Genomic DNA, 16,566 nt, shown 5'->3' with positions numbered 1-16,566 from the left:
GCCTGTGGCCCGGCAAGGCCGGTTCCGCGGCATTCCACGAATCGGCGCCGTCAGCGTGGAGCCATCATGAGCACACCTCCCGATCCCTTCGCCGCCTTCGAGTCGGAGCGCACGGTCATCAAGCCCAAGCCGCGCACGCCGGCGGGCACGCCGAGTGCGCCCGCGCCTGCGCCTTTCTTCGGAGGGGCCGATCCGACACCCGCCGCCGACGTTGGTGAGCTCGGCCTGCTCAATCCGCTGGTGTCGGCCGCCGGCAAGCTGCTGGTTCTGATCGGCAAGCTGCGCAACCTCGCGCAGCCGCCCAACGTGCCGGCGCTGCGTGCATCGACCGCCGATGCGGTCAACCAGTTCGACGCAAGCGCGCGCCGTGCGGGCGTGGGCAACGAATCGGTGCTGGCCGCGCGCTACGTGCTGTGCACCGCGCTCGACGAGGCCGTGGCCAACACGCCCTGGGGCGTGCAGGCCGGCTGGAACAAGCAGAGCCTGCTGGTGCAGTTCCACAACGAGACCTGGGGCGGCGAGAAGGTCTTCCAGCTGCTGGCCAAGCTCGCGCAGGACGTGCCCACGCACCGCCAGCTGCTGGAGCTGATCTACAGCGTGCTCGCCCTCGGCTTCGAGGGCCGCTACCGCGTGATCGACAACGGCCGCGCGCAGCTCGACTCGGTGCGCCAGCGCCTGGCCGACCTCATCGCGAAGGACCGTCCGCCCGTGGAAGCCGAGCTCTCGCCGCACTGGCGCGGGCAGGGCGCCGGCACGGTGCGGCTGCGCGAGTCGCTGCCGCTGTGGGTGTTCGCAGCGGGCTTCGCGCTGCTGCTGGCGCTCGCATGGTTCGGGCTGCGGCTCACGCTCAACCACCGCTCCGACACCACCTACGCCGCGGTGTCGAGCCTGCGCGCGCCCAACATCCAGATCGCGCCGCCCGCGCTGCCGGCGAAGACGCCGCGCCTCGCGCGCTTCCTCGAGCCCGAGGTGAAGCAGGGCCTGGTGACGGTGACCGACGAGGCCGACCGCAGCTTGGTGCGCCTGCGCGGCGACTCCTTCTTCGGCTCCGGCAGCGCCGACCCGATGCCGCAGTCGCTGCCGGTGCTGCGCCGCATCGGCCAGGCGCTGTCCGAGGTGAAGGGCGAGGTGCTGATCACCGGCCACTCCGACAACCAGCCGATCCGCTCGCTGCGCTATCCGTCCAACTGGCACCTGTCGGCCGCGCGCGCCGATGCGGTGAAGGGCGCGCTTTCCACGCTGGTCGACCCGGCCCGCATGCGTTCCGACGGCAAGGCCGACGCCGAGCCGGTGGCGCCCAACGACACGCCGGCCAACCGCGCGCGCAACCGCCGCGTCGAGATCGTGCTGCTGACGGGCCCCGAGGGCGTCACACCCGCGCCGACTGCTGTCGCGCCGGCCGCCGTTCCTGCTCCGGCCACGGGAGCGACGAAATGATCAAGAAAATCTTCGGCTTCCTCTTCAGCCCGCTGCTGCTCACACTGCTGGCGCTGATCGTCGTCGCGCTGCTGATCTGGTGGATCGGCCCGCTGGTGAAGATCGGCTCGCTCGCGCCGCTGGAGAGCGAGACCACGCGCGCCATCGTCATCGGCGTCATCGTGCTCGTCGTGGTGCTGCGCGCGCTGTACCGCCGCTGGCGCGCCCGCCGCGCGAGCCGGCACCTCACCGACGGCCTCATGAAGGCGCCGGCCGCCAAGGCCGATGCGCCGGTCAACGGCGAGCAGAAGATCCTCGACACGCGCTTCAGCGAGGCCGTTGCCACGCTCAAGCAGATGCGGCTGCACGCCGCCGGCAGGAAGCCGGGCTGGCGCGACTGGCTTTCCATATCGGGCGGCAGCTATCTCTACGACCTGCCCTGGTACGTGTTCATCGGCGCGCCCGGCGCGGGCAAGACCACCGCGCTGGTCAACTCGGGCCTGAGCTTCCCGCTGGCCGAGAAGTTCGGTCCCGGCGCGATCCGCGGCGTGGGCGGCACGCGCAACTGCGACTGGTGGTTCACCGACGAGGCGGTGCTCATCGACACCGCGGGCCGCTACACCACGCAGGACAGCCACCAGTCGGAAGACAAGAGCGCGTGGGAAGGCTTCCTGGGGCTGCTGAAGAAGGTGCGCCCGCGCCGGCCGCTGAACGGCGTGTTCCTCACCGTCAGCGTGGCCGACCTGCTGAGCCAGGGCCCCGAGGCGCGCACGCAGCTCGCGGCATCGATCCGCGCGCGCCTGCTGGAGCTCGACGGCAAGCTCACCACGCGGCTGCCGGTGTATGTGCTCGTCACCAAGAGCGACCTGCTCTACGGCTTCACCGACTACTTCGATGACCTCGGCAAGGAGCAGCGCGCGCAGGTCTTCGGCTTCACGCTGCCGGCCGACGAGAACCTGCAGGTGGAGGAGAAGGGACTCTCCGCCGCCTTCAACCGCGAGTTCGCGCTGCTGCACAACCGCGTGAACGACGGCCTCATCGCGCGCATGCAGCGCGAGACCGACGGCAACCGCCGCGCGGCGATCTTCGGCTTTCCCGCGCAGTTCGGCTCCATCGGGCCGCTGCTTTCGGACCTGCTGGAGCAGGTGTTCACCGGCTCGCGCTTCGCGCAGCCGCCGTGGGTGCGCGGCGTGTACTTCACCAGCGGCACGCAGGAAGGCAGTCCCATCGACCGCGTGATGGGCAGCCTGGCGCGCAGCTTCGGCATCGAGCGCGCGATGCTCGCGCCGCAGAAGTCCAGCGGGCGCAGCTATTTCCTTACCTCGCTGCTGCGCGACGTGGTGTTCCCCGAGCAGCGCCTGGCCGGCGCCGACGTGAAGCTGGAGCGCCGCCGCCACACGCTGCGCGTGATCGGCGTGACGGCGATGACGCTGGTCACCGTCGGCCTGCTCGCGGCCTGGGGCTACAGCACGCTGCAGAACATGAACTACCTGAAGTCGGTCGAGGCCCGCGTGGAGCCCGCCCGGCAGAACCTCGCGGCGCTGCCCGCGCGCGTGCAGAACCTGGTGGAAGTCGCGCCCGTGCTGCAGAGCCTGCGCGACATCTGGAAGACGCCCGAGAACCGCCAGGGCGACGAGCCGCTGTCGATGACGCTGGGCCTCTACCAGGGCGACAAGCTCGACGCCGCCGCCATGCTCACGCACCAGCGTGCGCTCAACGACGCCTTCCTGCCGCAGATCGCCAAGCGCATCGAGGACCAGCTGCGCACCGCGCAGAAGGACAACCTCGAGTTCACCTACGAGGCGCTCAAGAGCTACCTGATGCTCTACCAGCCCGAGCACTTCGACGCCGAGGCGCTGAAGGCCTGGATCACGCTCGACTGGGCGCGCAACCTCGACCGCGGCATTCCCGAGGACCAGCGCAAGCAGCTGGAAGACCAGCTCGACGTGCTCATCGCCCAGGGCCCGCCGCGCTCGCCGCTGAAGATGGACGAGAACCTTGTGCGCAGCGTGCGCGCCGTGCTCGCGAGCTATCCGCTGGAGCAGCGCGTGTTCAGCCGCCTCAAGCGCCAGCGCGCCAGCAAGGACATCCCGGCCTTCAGCGTGGCGGCAGCCACCGGCCCGTCGGGTCCGCTGGTGTTCGAGCGCATCAGCGGCAAGCCGCTGTCCGAGGGCGTGCCGGGCATGTTCACCTACGACGGCTACCACAAGCGCTTCCAGAACGAAGTGGTGGTGCTCACCGGCCTGCTCGCGAACGAAGACCCGTGGGTGCTCGGCCAGGACCGCAACGCCGCCGACCGCCTGCGCGACGCCGCCGCGCTCGGCGCGCTGACCGACCGCGTGCGCCGCCTCTACCTGGAGGAGTACGTCAAGCAATGGGAGGCGCTGCTGGCCGACGTGCGTTTGATCCGCGTGAACGGGCTGGAGAAGAACATCGAGACCGCGCGCATCCTCTCGGGCGTCGATTCGCCGCTCGCGAACTTCCTGCGCGCCGTGGTCAAGCAGACCACGCTGATCCCCGCCGCCGACGCCAACAAGGACGTGGTCAGCAAGGCCACCGAGACCGTGCGCAACACCCGCAAGGGCCTGGAAGACCTGTTCGGCGCCGACCCCGGCCGGCAGGTGGCCCCAGGCAAGCGCATCGAGAGCATCGTGGACGACCGATTCGAGGCGCTGCGCCGGCTCGTCACCGCGGGCGGCCCCAACCAGCCGGCGCCCATCGACGACGCGCTGAAGCTCTTCAACGAGGTCTACGTGTACCTCAACGCCGTCGACACGGCTGTGAAGGGCCGCACCTCGCCGCCGCCGGGCGACGTGGCCGGCAAGCTCAAGTCCGACGCCGGCCGCCTGCCGGAGCCCGTGCGCTCCATGGTCGAGAACCTGAGCCAGGCCGGCGCCGCGCAGGCGCAGGTGGCCGAGCGCGGCAACCTCAGCCAGGACCTGCGCCCCGTCACCGAGTTCTGCGCGCGTGCGATCGCTGGCCGCTATCCCTTCGTGCAGAGCAGCAAGCGCGACGTGCTGCCCGAGGACTTCGGCCAGATGTTCGGCCCCGGCGGCCTGATGGACGATTTCTTCCAGAAGCGCCTGGCCGCCATCGTCGACACCAGCACGCGCCCGTGGCGCTACAAGCCCGTGGCCGAGCGCGGCGCCATCACCACCCAGGCGATCGCGCAGTTCGAGCGCGCCGCGCGCATCAAGGAGATCTTCTTCCGCGGCGGCGGCCGGGGCCCGTCGATGCGGCTGGACTTCAAGCCGGTGGAGATGGATGCGGGCATCACCCAGTTCATCCTCGACGTCGACGGCCAGCTCGTGAAATACGCGCACGGCCCCGTCGTGCCCATGGCCGTGCAGTGGCCCGGCCCCAAGGGCAGCAACCAGGTGCGCATCCAGGTCAGCCCGCCCTCGACCACCGGCAGCTCCGGCTCCGCGGTGGACGGCCCGTGGGCTCTCTTCCGCACGCTCGACGACGGCCAGCTCGAAGCGGGCGACGCGCCCGAGAAGTTCTTCATCACCTTCCAGGTCGGCGCGCGCAAGACACGCTTCGAGGTGACGACCAACAGCGTGCAGCACCCGATCCGACTGCGCGAGCTGCGCGAGTTCTCATGTCCGGAGGGGCTGTGAGCGTCGAGTCCTCTTCGTCATCGCTGCTTGCTTCCGCCACTGCGCTGCCCGGGTGGTTCGGGAAATTGCCTGGCATGGGGGATTTCGCGCATCGGCGGCTGCCTGAGGCTTTCCGTGCCGTGTGGGACCAGTGGCTGCAGCGGGGCATGTCGCGGCTGCGGGATCGGGCGGATTGGACCGAGCGGTATCTCGAAGCGCCCATCTGGTGCTTTGCGCTGGGGCGGCAGGTGGCTGGCGACCAGGCGTGGATCGGGGTGCTCATGCCTTCCGTGGATGGGGTGGGACGGTACTTTCCCTTTGCCCTTGCCGTCGAGCTGGATGCCTCGCTGCCTGGGTGCTTGCAGGGTGAGGCGCTCGCTGCTGCGTTGAGGTGGTGGGCTTTTGCGACGCAGGCCGCTTTGGAAGGGCTGGATGGGGATCTGGATGCGGTGCGGTTCGATGCCGTGCTGCAGCGGTTGTTCGCTGCGGATTCCGGTGCTTCTTCCGATGTTCGGGAAGGGGGCGTGGAGTCTCTCGATTTGCCGCTTGCGGGGACATCGTTGTGGCTTGGCGATCCTTCTGTCGAGAACGGGGTCAGGATGCTCAGTACCGGGTTGCCTCGGGATGAGCAGTTTGAAGCTCTGTTTCTGGGCTTTGCCGAGGAGGGGTGAGATGTACGCCTCTTCTTTTTTTGGGTTTCGGAGCCGGGTCTCGCCCCGGCGGGCGACCTACTTTCTTTTGCTTCGCCAAAAGAAAGTAGGCAAAGAAAAGGCGACCCTGCTGTCTGTGTCCCTTCGCTTCGCTACGGGCAACCTGCGGTGCTCGGCGCAGGAGGGGGTCCGCAGAACTCGCTTCGCTCAAACAGCTGCGGCCCTGATCCCTCCTGCGCCTGCGCTCCTCGGCACAGCCAGAAGGGAGTGGGGCGGGCCATCGCTTCGCTCGGCCCTTGGATTGCCTGGACGGGCCTTTGCTTCGCTCGGCGGGGGATGGAGGGGCGGGGCTGATGTTGGTCGCGCTAGCGGGGGCAGCGGCATCAGCAGCACCATCGGCATCGACGGCACGAGCGGCATCAACGGGATACACAGGACCAGCAGCACGAGCGGTGCTGACAGCCCTCGCAATCCAAACTGCGCCACCTCCTCATTCCAAGCACTGCAGGCGCGCAGCGCCTGCAGTGCCTTGGAGGCCGAGCGCAGCGATGGCCCGCAGGTCTGCAATCCCCTCTGGCTGCGCCGAGGAGCGCAGCGTTTCGCGGATCAGGGCTCGCCCTTGTCTGAGCGAAGCGAGTTTGGGCGAGACCCCGCGAAACGCGAGCACCGCAGGTTGCCCCGTAGCGCAGCGAAGGGGTCGCAGACAGCGGGGTCGCCTTTTCTTTGCTTACTTTCTTTTGGCGAAGCAAAAGAAAGTGAGTCGGCCGCCGGGCCGAGACCTGGCCCCGGGAAGCAAACACGACAAGCCACCCAACAAGCAACCAAAGAAGGAGCCAGTCAATGACCGACTCCAACGAAGACGACCGCACCCGCGTAGTCCCCAAATCAACCCCGCCGTCGCAGCCAACGACAACAGGCGACACCTCAGCCACAGTAATCACGGCAGGCGCCCCCACGAGCAGGCCAGGCTCGACCCCGGTAACCAGCCCAGCGACCGGCGCAACGGAGGCAGGCCTCCTCCCCGTAGGCAGCCGCCTGGCCGAATTCGAGATCACAAGAGTCATCGGCCAGGGTGGCTTCGGCGTCGTCTACGAAGCCTGGGACCACACCCTGGAGCGCGTCGTAGCGATCAAGGAATACCTCCCGACTTCGTTGTCGGCAAGGCAGAGCGACGGCACCGTAGTTCCGCTATCGGAAAGACACCGCGAAACCTTCGACCTCGGCATGCGCAGCTTCATCAACGAAGCCCGCCTGCTGGCCCAGTTCGACCACCCGTCGCTGCTGAAGGTCTACCGCTTCTGGCAGGAAAAGGGCACGACCTACATGGTCATGCCCTTCTACCGCGGCGAGACGCTGCGCGAGGCGCTTGTGTCGATCCCCGCGGGCGTCGACGAGGCCTGGCTGATCCGCATCATGGACGGCGTGACGCAGGCGCTCGCGGTGATGCACAACGCCAACTGCTACCACCGAGACATCGCGCCCGACAACATCATCCTGTTGGAAGGCTCGGGCCGGCCGGTGGTGCTGGACTTCGGCGCGGCGCGGCGCGTGATCACCGACAAGACGCAGGCGATCACGGTGATCCTGAAGCCGGGCTACGCGCCGATCGAGCAGTACGCCGAGATGCCCGACATGTCGCAGGGCGCATGGACCGACGTGTACGCGCTCGCGGCGGTGATGCACGTGGCGGTGTGCGGCCGTGCGCCGCCGCCTTCGGTGGCGCGCCTGCTGTCCGACAGCTACGTGCCGCTCGCGGGCAACGAGATCCTGCGCAAGCGCTACAGCCCGCGGCTGCTGGAGGCGATCGATGCGGGGCTGGGCGTGCGGCCAGAGCAGCGTCCGCAGTCGATGGCGGATCTGCGCGCAGCGCTCGACCTGGAAGTGGGGCACAGCATCGCGCCGGTGCCGCGCACGCAGCCGCCTTCGTCCTCGTCGGGCGGACGTACGTCGATGGGCTCGAATGCGGATGCGGCCACGGTCATCGCCGGCAAGTCGGGCGGCGGGGCGAAGGCGCCCGCCGCTGCGCCTGCGCCGGCGGGCAACAAGGGCGGCAAGGGCAACACCGGCAGCGGCAGCGGCGGCGGCAAGACGGCCATCGCCCTGGCCTGCGTCGCCCTGCTTGCGGTGGCGGCCGGCGGCGGATGGTGGTGGTTCCAGGGGCGCGGCGGCGCGGACGACAAGCCGGTGGTCACCAGCACGCCGGCACCGCCTCCCGACACCAAGGTCGCGGAGGCGCCATCGCCGCCGCCGCCTCCACCACCTCCTGCGCCCGCGCCACCTCCCGCGCCGCGCACGCCGGCCGAGTCGCTGCAGTCGCTCGCGACCGGCGCCACGCCGGGCTTCGACGTGACGGCCACGCCGAAGAAGGCCGAGGTCGCGATCGGCAAGGACCGGCTCGCCTTCGAGGTCCGCAGCAAGCGCGAGGGCTTCGTCTACGTGTTTCTTCTCTCGAGCGGCGGCGAGATGTTCCTGCTGTTCCCGAACCTGCTGGACAAGTACAACAAGATCACCGCGGGCGGCACGCTGTCGCTGCCGCGCGCCTCGTGGCCGATGGATGCGGGCGGGCCGGCGGGCACCGACCAGTTCGCGGTGCTGGTGAGCGAGCACGAGCGCGACTTCAGCGCCGCCGGCGTGCAGAACGACGGCGTGTTCCCCGTGTTCCCGCTGCCCGTTCTCGCCGCGCTGGAGGCCACGCGCGGCACCGGTCCCTCGCCGCTGCTGGGCAAGCCGGTGTGCGCGCCCAACACCCCATGCAACGACGTCTACGGCGTCGGCAATTTCAAAATCGTCGAGAAGTAATCGTCTGCAGAGCGTCGGCCTTCGTGCCGTGACTCTCAGGACAAGGAGGCTTTCATGATGACCGCATCGCAACCGCAGAAGCAGCAGCAACGACAACAACGAGAACAACAACAGCCATCCCGGCGGCGCGGCGACCATTTCGCCCGCGCGCTCCGCTGGAGCGTCGCGGCCGCCATCGCATCGCTGGCCGGTTGCGCCGCGCCTCCGCCGGCCGCCACCGATACCGCTGCCGCCCCCACGCCCGCGAGCACCGACTCCGCAGCGTCGCGCCCGCCTCCCGGCGCGAGCCTGGCCGGCCAGGCCCGCACCTTCTCGACGCAGCTCGCCACCTACACCTCGGTAAGCTTCGACTCGGTGCCGGGCTGGTCGCGTGACGACTTCTCGGAGAGCTGGCCCGCCTTCCTCGGCAGCTGCAAGGTGCTGAACGGCCGCGGCGCCGAATGGAGGTCGGTGTGCGACCGCGCGCAGAAGGTCGACGGCAAGAACAACAACGCGATCCGGGGCTTCTTCGAGAGCGAGTTCTCGGCCTACCAGATCCGCGACGACGACCGCCGCCCCGACGGCGTGGTCACCGGCTACTTCGAGCCCGAGATCGCGGGTGCTCGCCAGTACGGCGCACCCTTCATCTACCCGGTGTACGGCCAGCCCGAGGACATGCTCTTCGCCGACGCGCGCAAGCTGCCGCCGGGCAACGGCACCGTGGCGGCCCGCGTCGAAGGCCGCAACGTGGTGGTGCAGACCGGCCTGAGCACGCGCGACATGGGCGCGCCGGGCCTCTATGCGCTGGACCTCTCGGCCATCTCGCGCGACACGCTCGACCGCAAGGTGCGCCTGCGCATCGAAGGCAAGCAGCTGCTGCCGTACTACACGCGCGAGGAGATCGAGACCAAGGGTGCGCCCAACGCCAAGGTGCTGGCCTTCGTGAGCAGCGCCACCGCGCTGTACGAGATGCAGATCCAGGGTTCGGGCCGCATCCGCATGGCCAACGGCGACATCGTGCGCGTGGCCTATGCCGAGCAGAACGGCCAGCCCTTCCGCCCGACGCTCGCGCAGGCCGCCAACGGCAAGCCGCGCAGCCCGGTGAAGGTGCGCGGCTCGTCCATCGAACTGCAGCTCGACGACGGCGACGACGACAGCGACATCGGCGGGGTGGCCGACGGCACCATTCGCACGCGCGGCTTCACGCTCGCGCGGCCGGTGGCCAGCGGGCCGGTGGTGGTGCCGGGGCGGCGTCCGGCGGCCGGCGCGGTGAGCGGCTCGGGCATCAAGGACCCGAGCTACGTGTTCTTCAAGGAATCGCCTTCGCCCGTGGGCGGACCGGTGGGTGCCTTCGGCGTGCCGCTGTCGGCGGGGCGTTCCATCGCCGTCGATCCGCGCAGCACGCCGCTGGGCTATCCGGTGTTCGTCTCCACGCGCACGCCCGGCAGCGGTGCGCCGATGCAGCGCCTGACCATCGCGCAGGACACCGGCGGCGCCATCCGCGGCGCGGTGCGCGCCGACTACTTCTTCGGCAACGGCCAGCAGGCCGCGACCAACGCGCGCCGCATGAAGGAGCGCGGCCAGCTCTGGATATTGCTGCCGCGCGGCCTCGCGGTGGCGCAGGCCGCCGTGTCCTCGACCATCCGCACGCGCGGCGGACCGGTGGGCGCGAACCTGCCGCAGTGCCTGGTGCCATCCGAAGGCAGCTGCGTCGACGACTGAAGGATCGAAGGATGCAAGCCCCCTGGCCAATGGTCATCCCGCTGGCCGGCGAAGCCAGGCCCGTTCGGGGAACACCGCGGAACCGGCTCTGCCGGGCCGCCGGTGTTGCCCCCTGCAAGGGGGTTGGCGAAGCGACACGAAGTGCGCGCAGCCTGGGGGTGAGCCCATGATCGAGACGCTGTCGTCCGCGGAGAGCAGCGAGCTCGTTCGCCTGTGGCGGCGGCGCCAGACGCTGTCGCCCGGCGAGATGGGCGACATGTACCGCATCGTCGGCGGGGCGCTGGTGGCCTGCAACCCGCCCGAGTTGCAGGCGCTGGGCGAGGGCCGGCAGGAGCTGGTGGCGCAGTTCATCTACGTGAAGGTGCTGCGGCTCGATGCCGACCCCGACGAGGCCGACGAGCGCGCGGGCCACAGCGCGCCGTCCACCGCCTTCGCGCTGTGCGCCTACTTCCGCCGCTACCTCATCGACTGCACGCGCGCGAGCGCCTTCCGCCGCAAGCTCTCCATCGGCGATCAGATCACCGAGGCGCAGCTGGAGGACGAGATCGGCCCCGACGAAGACCTCGAAGGCTGCCTCGCCGAACACGGCCTGAGCATGCAGGCCGTGCAGCAGGCCGCACGCGAGTTCATCGCCGGGCTGCCCGAGCCCGAGCGGCTGCTGCTGTGCGAGGGCTTCGGCAAGGAGGCCGAAGGCGGGCTCTCGGGCATCGCCTCGCGGCATGCCATCGCCTCCTACCACTACCGCGCGGGCCGACTGGGCCTCGTGCACAAGCGCGAGGGGCTCACGGCGGACTACGCCAAGACCCGGCTCGGCGGCTGGCTGCAGCAGACGCTGGGCATCGCCATCGAGCCCGACAACATGGCGGCGATCCTGCAGGTTTTCAAAATCCTCGGTGCTGAAGCGTCTTACGCCTGAAGACATAGCCATTCAGGAACAGACGCCATGACCCACGACCTCTGGCCCCCGCTCAGCGTGATACGCCACGCGCTGGAAACGACCGGCGCGGCCGCGATGCCGGACGCCGGGCCCGAAGGCGCGCCCGCCGCGGCCACCGTGGCCATGCCCGGGTCGCCGCCGGGAACGACGGCCGTGCCCGCCGCCGCAGCAGCGTCCGACCTGCTCCTGCCCCTCACCGAACTGGCCCGGCGCCGCGAGGCGGTCGCCCAGCGCGCCTTCCCGGCCCGCTGGGCGCCGGGCCGCCTCGTCAGCGTGATCTACCGGGGCCGGCTGCTCGGCGTGCTGCTGGACCGGTGCATCCACGACGACCTCTGGCAGGGCTGGATGGCTGCCGGCGAGGCCGACTGGGCCGGTGCCTTCGACGTGCTGCTGGAGCCCGAGGACGATCCCTTCGAGCCGATGTTCGGCGTGATCCAGACATGGAACGTGATCACGCTCGAATCCAGTCCGCAGCTGTGCGCGCGCGTGCTGGGCGAGATCTCGGCCACGCGGCTCGCGGCCATCCGCGCGGTGCACGACGAATGGGCCGCGCGCGCGGCGCCGGCCATCGCGCCGGAGCCCGGGCGCATCGCGCTGCGCGGCGTGGGCGGCGGCGTCTTCTCGGTGCTGTCGGGCACGCCGCTCGGACCGGAAGACCCGCGCACCGACTACCAGGACCTGTACCGCGACGTCGGGCTGGAGCTAGGCACCGCGCTGACGCGGCCCCAGGCCGGCGAGGCTTCGCCTTCCGCTTCGGCCACTTCCTCTTCGCCTTCACCACCGCGTGCGCGGCCGCAGCCCGGCCCCGAGGGCGGCTGGTGGGGCAGCATCCGCCGCTGGTTCGGCGCCGAAGGCTGGGCTCGCCCGGCTTTTGCCGTGCTGGCGCTGGTCGTGGTGATCCAGAACGTCGGCCTCATCGGCGGGAGAGATGCGCCCGAGGACGACGAAGTGCGCTTCCGCGCCGTGCCCACGGCGCCCGCGGCCGCGCCGGCGCGCGCCGACCTCGTCGTGCGCTGGAAGCCCGGCGTGCGCATGGACGAGGCCGACCGGCTGCTGCAGTCCATCTCGGCCGACGTGGTGGGCGGGCCGGGCGGCGAAGGTGCATGGCGCCTGCGCGTGCCGGAGCCCGTCGAGGCCCTGGCCGTGCTCGCGGCCTCGCCGCTGGTCGAATCGGCAGGGCCGCTCGGGCCTGCCGGGGAGCAGCGGCCATGACCCGCAGCGCCCGCCCGTCTTCCTCCCTCCCGCTCTGGGGGAGGGCAGGGGTGGGGGCACGCGGCGTACGCGTCGGGCGCCCTGCATGTCGCCAGCCCGACCGTCCCCCGGAGTGGAAAGAAGCAAGACAGCAGCGCAGGCTTCCTTCGATGGTGGAAGGCACGAGGCAACTGCGCTTGCTGCAGGCGCTGCTCATCCTGTGGCTGTGCGCTTGCGGCAGCCTCGCCTTCGCCACGCAGCGCGCGCTGCTCGTCGGCGTCTCGGAGCTGGTCAACCAGCCGCAGGCGCTGTGGCTGCAGGCGCCGCGCAACGACGTGATGCTGATGCGCGATGCGCTGCTGAAGCAGGGCTTCGGCTCTTCCGACATCGCCGTGCTCGCCGACGGCGTGAGCGGCGCGGCGCTGCCCGAGTCGCAGGCCATCCACGAGGCGCTGGCGAAGCTGCTCGCGCAGTCGAGAAGCGGCGACTTCGTGCTGCTGTACTTCTCCGGCCACGGCACGCGGCTGCGTGACATCGTCAAGCGCTACCAGGAGCCCGATGGGCTGTCGGAGAACTTCCTCGCGCGCGACGTGCGCGGCACGCTGGGCAGCGACAACGCCCTCGCGGGCGACCTGCGCGACGTGGACTTCGATGCGTGGATCCAGTCCTTCCTCGCGAAGAACGTGTTCGTGGCCTCGGTGTTCGACACCTGCTCCGCCAACTCGATGACGCGCGGCACCGCCGATGCGCCGCCCACCGCCGAAGGCCCGCCCGACGACGAAGTGCGCTGGCGTGGATTGCGCGCGACGCAGCTCGTCGGCGGCGCGCCACCCGCCCGGCAGCTTTCACCGCCCTTGCCGGCCGAGGCCGTGCCGCGCGCACGCTACGTCGCCTTCTTCGCATCCGAGAGCCACCAGATCACGCCGGAGCTGCGCCTGCCGCGCAAGGCGCGCAACGCCAGGCCGCAGGGACTGCTGACCTGGGCGATGGTCGAGGCCCTCTCCCGAAGACCCGCCACGTGGCGTGAGCTCTTCGACGGCGTGCTCGCGCTGTATCCGCCGGTCATCGACGAGCTGTCGCAGCGCTTCCCCACGCGCGAGCTTCCATCGCCGGTGGCCGAAGGCAACCTCGACGCGCCGCTGTTCGCCAACAGCGGCGCTCCCGCATCCACGCGGCCGGTGTGGCGCGCGCAGCGCAGCGGCGACAGCCTGGCCATCAAGGCCGGCCTGCTCGACGGCCTGGCGCAGCAGCAGGAGCTGCGCGTGCTCGCGACGCTCGACGACGGCACCGTGCGCGGGGCGACCGCCACCGTGGCGCAGATCAAGCTCGGCGGCGCATGGCTCGGCGTGCCCGCCGCGTTGAAGGACGTGCCGGGCAGCGCCTTCTGGAGCGCCACGCCGATGAGCGAGCCGGCTGCCACCGCGCTGCGCGTGCGCGCCGACAAGCCGCTGCCCGCCGGCCTCAGCCTCGACTACCCGGCCGCGATCCGTGCGGCCGACGACACGGCCACCGCCGACGTGCGCTGGACCGACCTCGGCCCCTCGGGCCAGCGCCTCGAACTGCTCGCGCCGCTCTTCGGTGCCAGCGTCTCCGCCGTGGTGCTGCCCGACACCGCCGCACTGCGCCGCCGCCTGCAGGCGCTGGCGCAGCTCAAGTGGCTCTCGCAACTGCAGGGCTACGGCAAGGACGGCCAGCTCGACGGCTTCGATGCCGCGCTGGAGGTCTGGAGCGGCGAGCGCCTGCTGCGCAGCGTGCCGGTTGCGCAAACGGCCAACGCGCTGCCCGCCGCGCGCGCCGGCGAGCGCGTGCGCCTGAACGTGCGCAACACCAGCGGCCGCTCGCTCGACCTCGTCATCGCCGGCATCGATGCGCGCGGCAACCTGCAGTCGGTGTACCCCGACGAGTCCGGCGAAACCAACCGCTTCAAGCGCGGCACGCCCGAGCAGCCCTCGGTGAAGCGCTTCGACCTGCCCTGGCTCGATGCGGCGGGCGACGCGCGCCTGCTGGTCATGGCCGTGCCCGCCACGCCCTACAGCGCGCCGCGCCTCTTCGGCGTGGGCCAGGCGCAGGCCGACGTGTCGGAAGTGCGCGTGCGCGGCGGGCAGCCGCCGGCCGAGAGCGCCGAGCGCCAGGTGTTCGCGGCCCTGCTGCGCAGGAGCGGCACGGCGGACGCGGGGGCCAGGCCATGAGGTCTTCAGTTCATTTTTTTTTGTTCCATCGATTTCCGGAGGTGAGAAATGGCATTCCTAGACGACGGCTCCTGGAGCCCTGAAGACGCCCGCCAGTTCTATGAACTGATCGGCACCGGCTCGTCCGAGACCGACCTGGTCATGCTGATCGAGAACAAGGGCGCGCCCGTCGAAGGCGAGCTGGAGCGCAGCTTCGACGACGGCAAGGCGCGCCTGAGCATCGGCGGCTACTACTGGTCGGTGCAGGTGCCGGAGTCTTCCAGCCAGAACCAGGTGGTGCCCAACAACCTGATCGTCGCGCGCCGCAGCGACGCGGCCACCGCCACCATCGCCAGCCTGCTGCGCGCGCAGGAGAAAGACCTGAAGGTGATGATCAGCGCCTTCAAGTCCGGCGGCGACGAACGCTCGCCCGATGCGCAGTCGACCTTCGAGATGGTGCTGGAGAACGCGCGCATCTGCCGGCTGGTTCTGAGCTCGGGCGGCCACTGGGGCGTGCCCTCGGAGCTGATCTCCATCAGCTACCGAACGGTGAAGGTGCGCTCGGCCCCGCAGAAGACCACCGGCCTGCGCGGCGCGGTGCGCGAATGCCAGTTCACGCGCGCATGAGCCGCCCGTTTTCCCCGCCCCTTCCTCCGCACGCTTGTCCGCACGCCAGTCCGCACGTTCATCAGCCCAGCCCCAAGGAGCCGCACACCATGACCACCGCCGCCGAATTCCTCAAGGCCGCCGACCCTGCAGCCGCCCTCAAGGCACTGAGCGACGACGTGCGCGCCAAGCCCTCGGACAGCAAGCATCGCGTGTTCATGGCGCAGCTGCTGTGCGTGCTGGGGCAGTGGGAGCGCGCGCTCAACCAGCTCACGGTGGCGGCCGAGCTCGACGCGCTGGCCGTGCCCATGAAGCAGGTCTACGGCGAGGCCGTGCGCTGCGAGGGCCTGCGCGCCGAGGTGTTCGCCGGCACGCGCACGCCGATGATCTTCGGCCAGCCCGACGAATGGCTGGCGCTGCTCATCGAGTCGCTGCTGCGCCAGGGCCGCGGCGAGAGCGAGCTGGCCGAAGACCTGCGGCAGCGCGCCTTCGACGGCGCGCCCGCCATCGGCGGCACCATCGACGGCAAGCCCTTCGAGTGGCTGGCCGATGCAGACATGCGCCTGGGCCCGGTGCTCGAGGCCTTCGTCAACGGCAAGTACTACTGGATCCCGTACGCGCGCCTCGCGCACATCAAGATCGAGCCGCCCGAGGACCTGCGCGACTGCGTGTGGATGCCCGCGCACCTGCAGTTCGAGAACGGCGGCGAGACGCTCGCGCTCGTTCCCACGCGCTACGAGGGCACCGAGAAGCAGGAAGACGGCGAACTGCGCCTCGCACGCAAGACCGAGTGGCGCGAACTGCGCCCCGAGGTATGGGCCGGCTATGGCCAGCGCGTGCTCAGCAGCAGCGACGGCAACGAGTACGCGCTGATGGACGTGCGCGAGATCCTGTTCACGCCCGCCGAAGCCGAGGCGCAGGTGCCTGCCGAAGGTGCCGTCGATGGCTGAGCTCACCGCGCAGGAGCGGCTGCAGCCTTCGCTGCTCGACCGCCTCGTCGACAACGCGCCCGACGAGAAGCGCGAGAGCGACGACAAGCGCACGCTGACCAAGCAGGCGCTGCGCCAGGCCGTGCTGCGCGACCTGGGCTGGCTCTTCAACGCCACCGGCTACGGCCTCTCGATGGACGACAGGCAGTACCCGAATGCGGCGCGCTCGGTCATCAACTACGGATTGCCTATGCTGTCTGGCCAGTTCACCTCGTCGGTGCAGCGTGTCAGCATGGAACAGGCTTTAAAGAACGCAATCCTGCAGTTCGAGCCGCGCATCCTGTCCCGAACACTCGAAGTCGAACTCATCATGGAGGGCCCGGCACTTGACTCGCACAACAGCATCGGCCTGCAGATCCGCGGCATGCTGTGGGCACAGCCCGTGCCGCTGGAGTTCCTGATGCGAAGCCGCGTAGACCTGGAAGAAGGTCGCATCGAGATAGTGGACATGGCGCAGAAGTTATGAGCCCCCCGGCTTTTCACTGCGCTGCGCTTCGTGTAATTCGCCAC

11 protein-coding genes are annotated in these 16,566 nt (G+C 70.2%); all 11 read left to right on the top strand.

Annotated features, from left to right (window positions below; translation table 11 throughout):
• The first annotated feature begins 66 nt into the window (after positions 1–66).
• The 11 genes from FHY06_RS15525 (at position 67) to tssE (ending at position 16,522) form a co-directional block, all read left to right on the top strand.
• Positions 67–1,437, top strand: coding sequence for a DotU family type VI secretion system protein (locus tag FHY06_RS15525; protein ID WP_184605717.1), 1,371 nt, complete (start codon positions 67–69; stop codon positions 1,435–1,437).
• Entirely contained in the window at positions 1,434–5,036 is a 3,603-nt protein-coding gene (gene tssM / locus FHY06_RS15520) for a type VI secretion system membrane subunit TssM (RefSeq protein ID WP_184605716.1), read from the top strand. The genes FHY06_RS15525 and tssM overlap by 4 nt, the downstream gene beginning before the upstream one ends.
• Positions 5,033–5,686, top strand: coding sequence for a type VI secretion system-associated protein TagF (gene tagF, locus FHY06_RS15515; protein ID WP_184605715.1), 654 nt, complete (start codon positions 5,033–5,035; stop codon positions 5,684–5,686). Before tssM ends, tagF begins: the two co-directional genes overlap by 4 nt.
• A gap of 819 nt (positions 5,687–6,505) precedes the next feature.
• Complete coding sequence (locus FHY06_RS15510) at positions 6,506–8,464, top strand: serine/threonine-protein kinase (protein ID WP_184605714.1); 1,959 nt, start codon at positions 6,506–6,508, stop codon at positions 8,462–8,464.
• Positions 8,465–8,518: 54 nt separating this feature from the next.
• Positions 8,519–10,165, top strand: coding sequence for a murein transglycosylase A (mltA, locus tag FHY06_RS15505; protein ID WP_184605713.1), 1,647 nt, complete (start codon positions 8,519–8,521; stop codon positions 10,163–10,165).
• Between the two features lie 166 nt (positions 10,166–10,331).
• Positions 10,332–11,081, top strand: coding sequence for a hypothetical protein (locus tag FHY06_RS15500; RefSeq protein ID WP_126183934.1), 750 nt, complete (start codon positions 10,332–10,334; stop codon positions 11,079–11,081).
• A gap of 27 nt (positions 11,082–11,108) precedes the next feature.
• Positions 11,109–12,314: a hypothetical protein gene (locus tag FHY06_RS15495; protein WP_184605712.1), complete on the top strand. Its 1,206-nt coding sequence runs from the start codon at positions 11,109–11,111 to the stop codon at positions 12,312–12,314.
• 149 nt (positions 12,315–12,463) lie between these two features.
• A complete protein-coding gene (locus FHY06_RS15490) occupies positions 12,464–14,482 on the top strand; it encodes a caspase family protein (protein WP_184605711.1) in 2,019 nt (672 codons plus the stop codon).
• Positions 14,483–14,530: 48 nt separating this feature from the next.
• Entirely contained in the window at positions 14,531–15,088 is a 558-nt protein-coding gene (locus FHY06_RS15485; RefSeq protein ID WP_019655689.1) for a type VI secretion system tube protein Hcp, read from the top strand.
• Positions 15,089–15,177: 89 nt separating this feature from the next.
• Positions 15,178–16,017, top strand: a complete 840-nt coding sequence (locus FHY06_RS15480) for a type VI secretion system accessory protein TagJ (protein ID WP_126183931.1) — start codon at positions 15,178–15,180, stop codon at positions 16,015–16,017.
• Positions 16,010–16,522: a type VI secretion system baseplate subunit TssE gene (gene tssE / locus FHY06_RS15475; protein ID WP_019655691.1), complete on the top strand. Its 513-nt coding sequence runs from the start codon at positions 16,010–16,012 to the stop codon at positions 16,520–16,522. The genes FHY06_RS15480 and tssE overlap by 8 nt, the downstream gene beginning before the upstream one ends.
• The last annotated feature ends 44 nt before the right edge of the window (positions 16,523–16,566 follow it).

Origin of the sequence: Variovorax atrisoli (assembly GCF_014195185.1) — a bacterium.
In the GTDB taxonomy this organism is placed as follows: Bacteria; Pseudomonadota; Gammaproteobacteria; order Burkholderiales; family Burkholderiaceae_C; genus Variovorax; species Variovorax atrisoli.
This window is presented reverse-complemented; position numbering and strand designations above follow the sequence as displayed.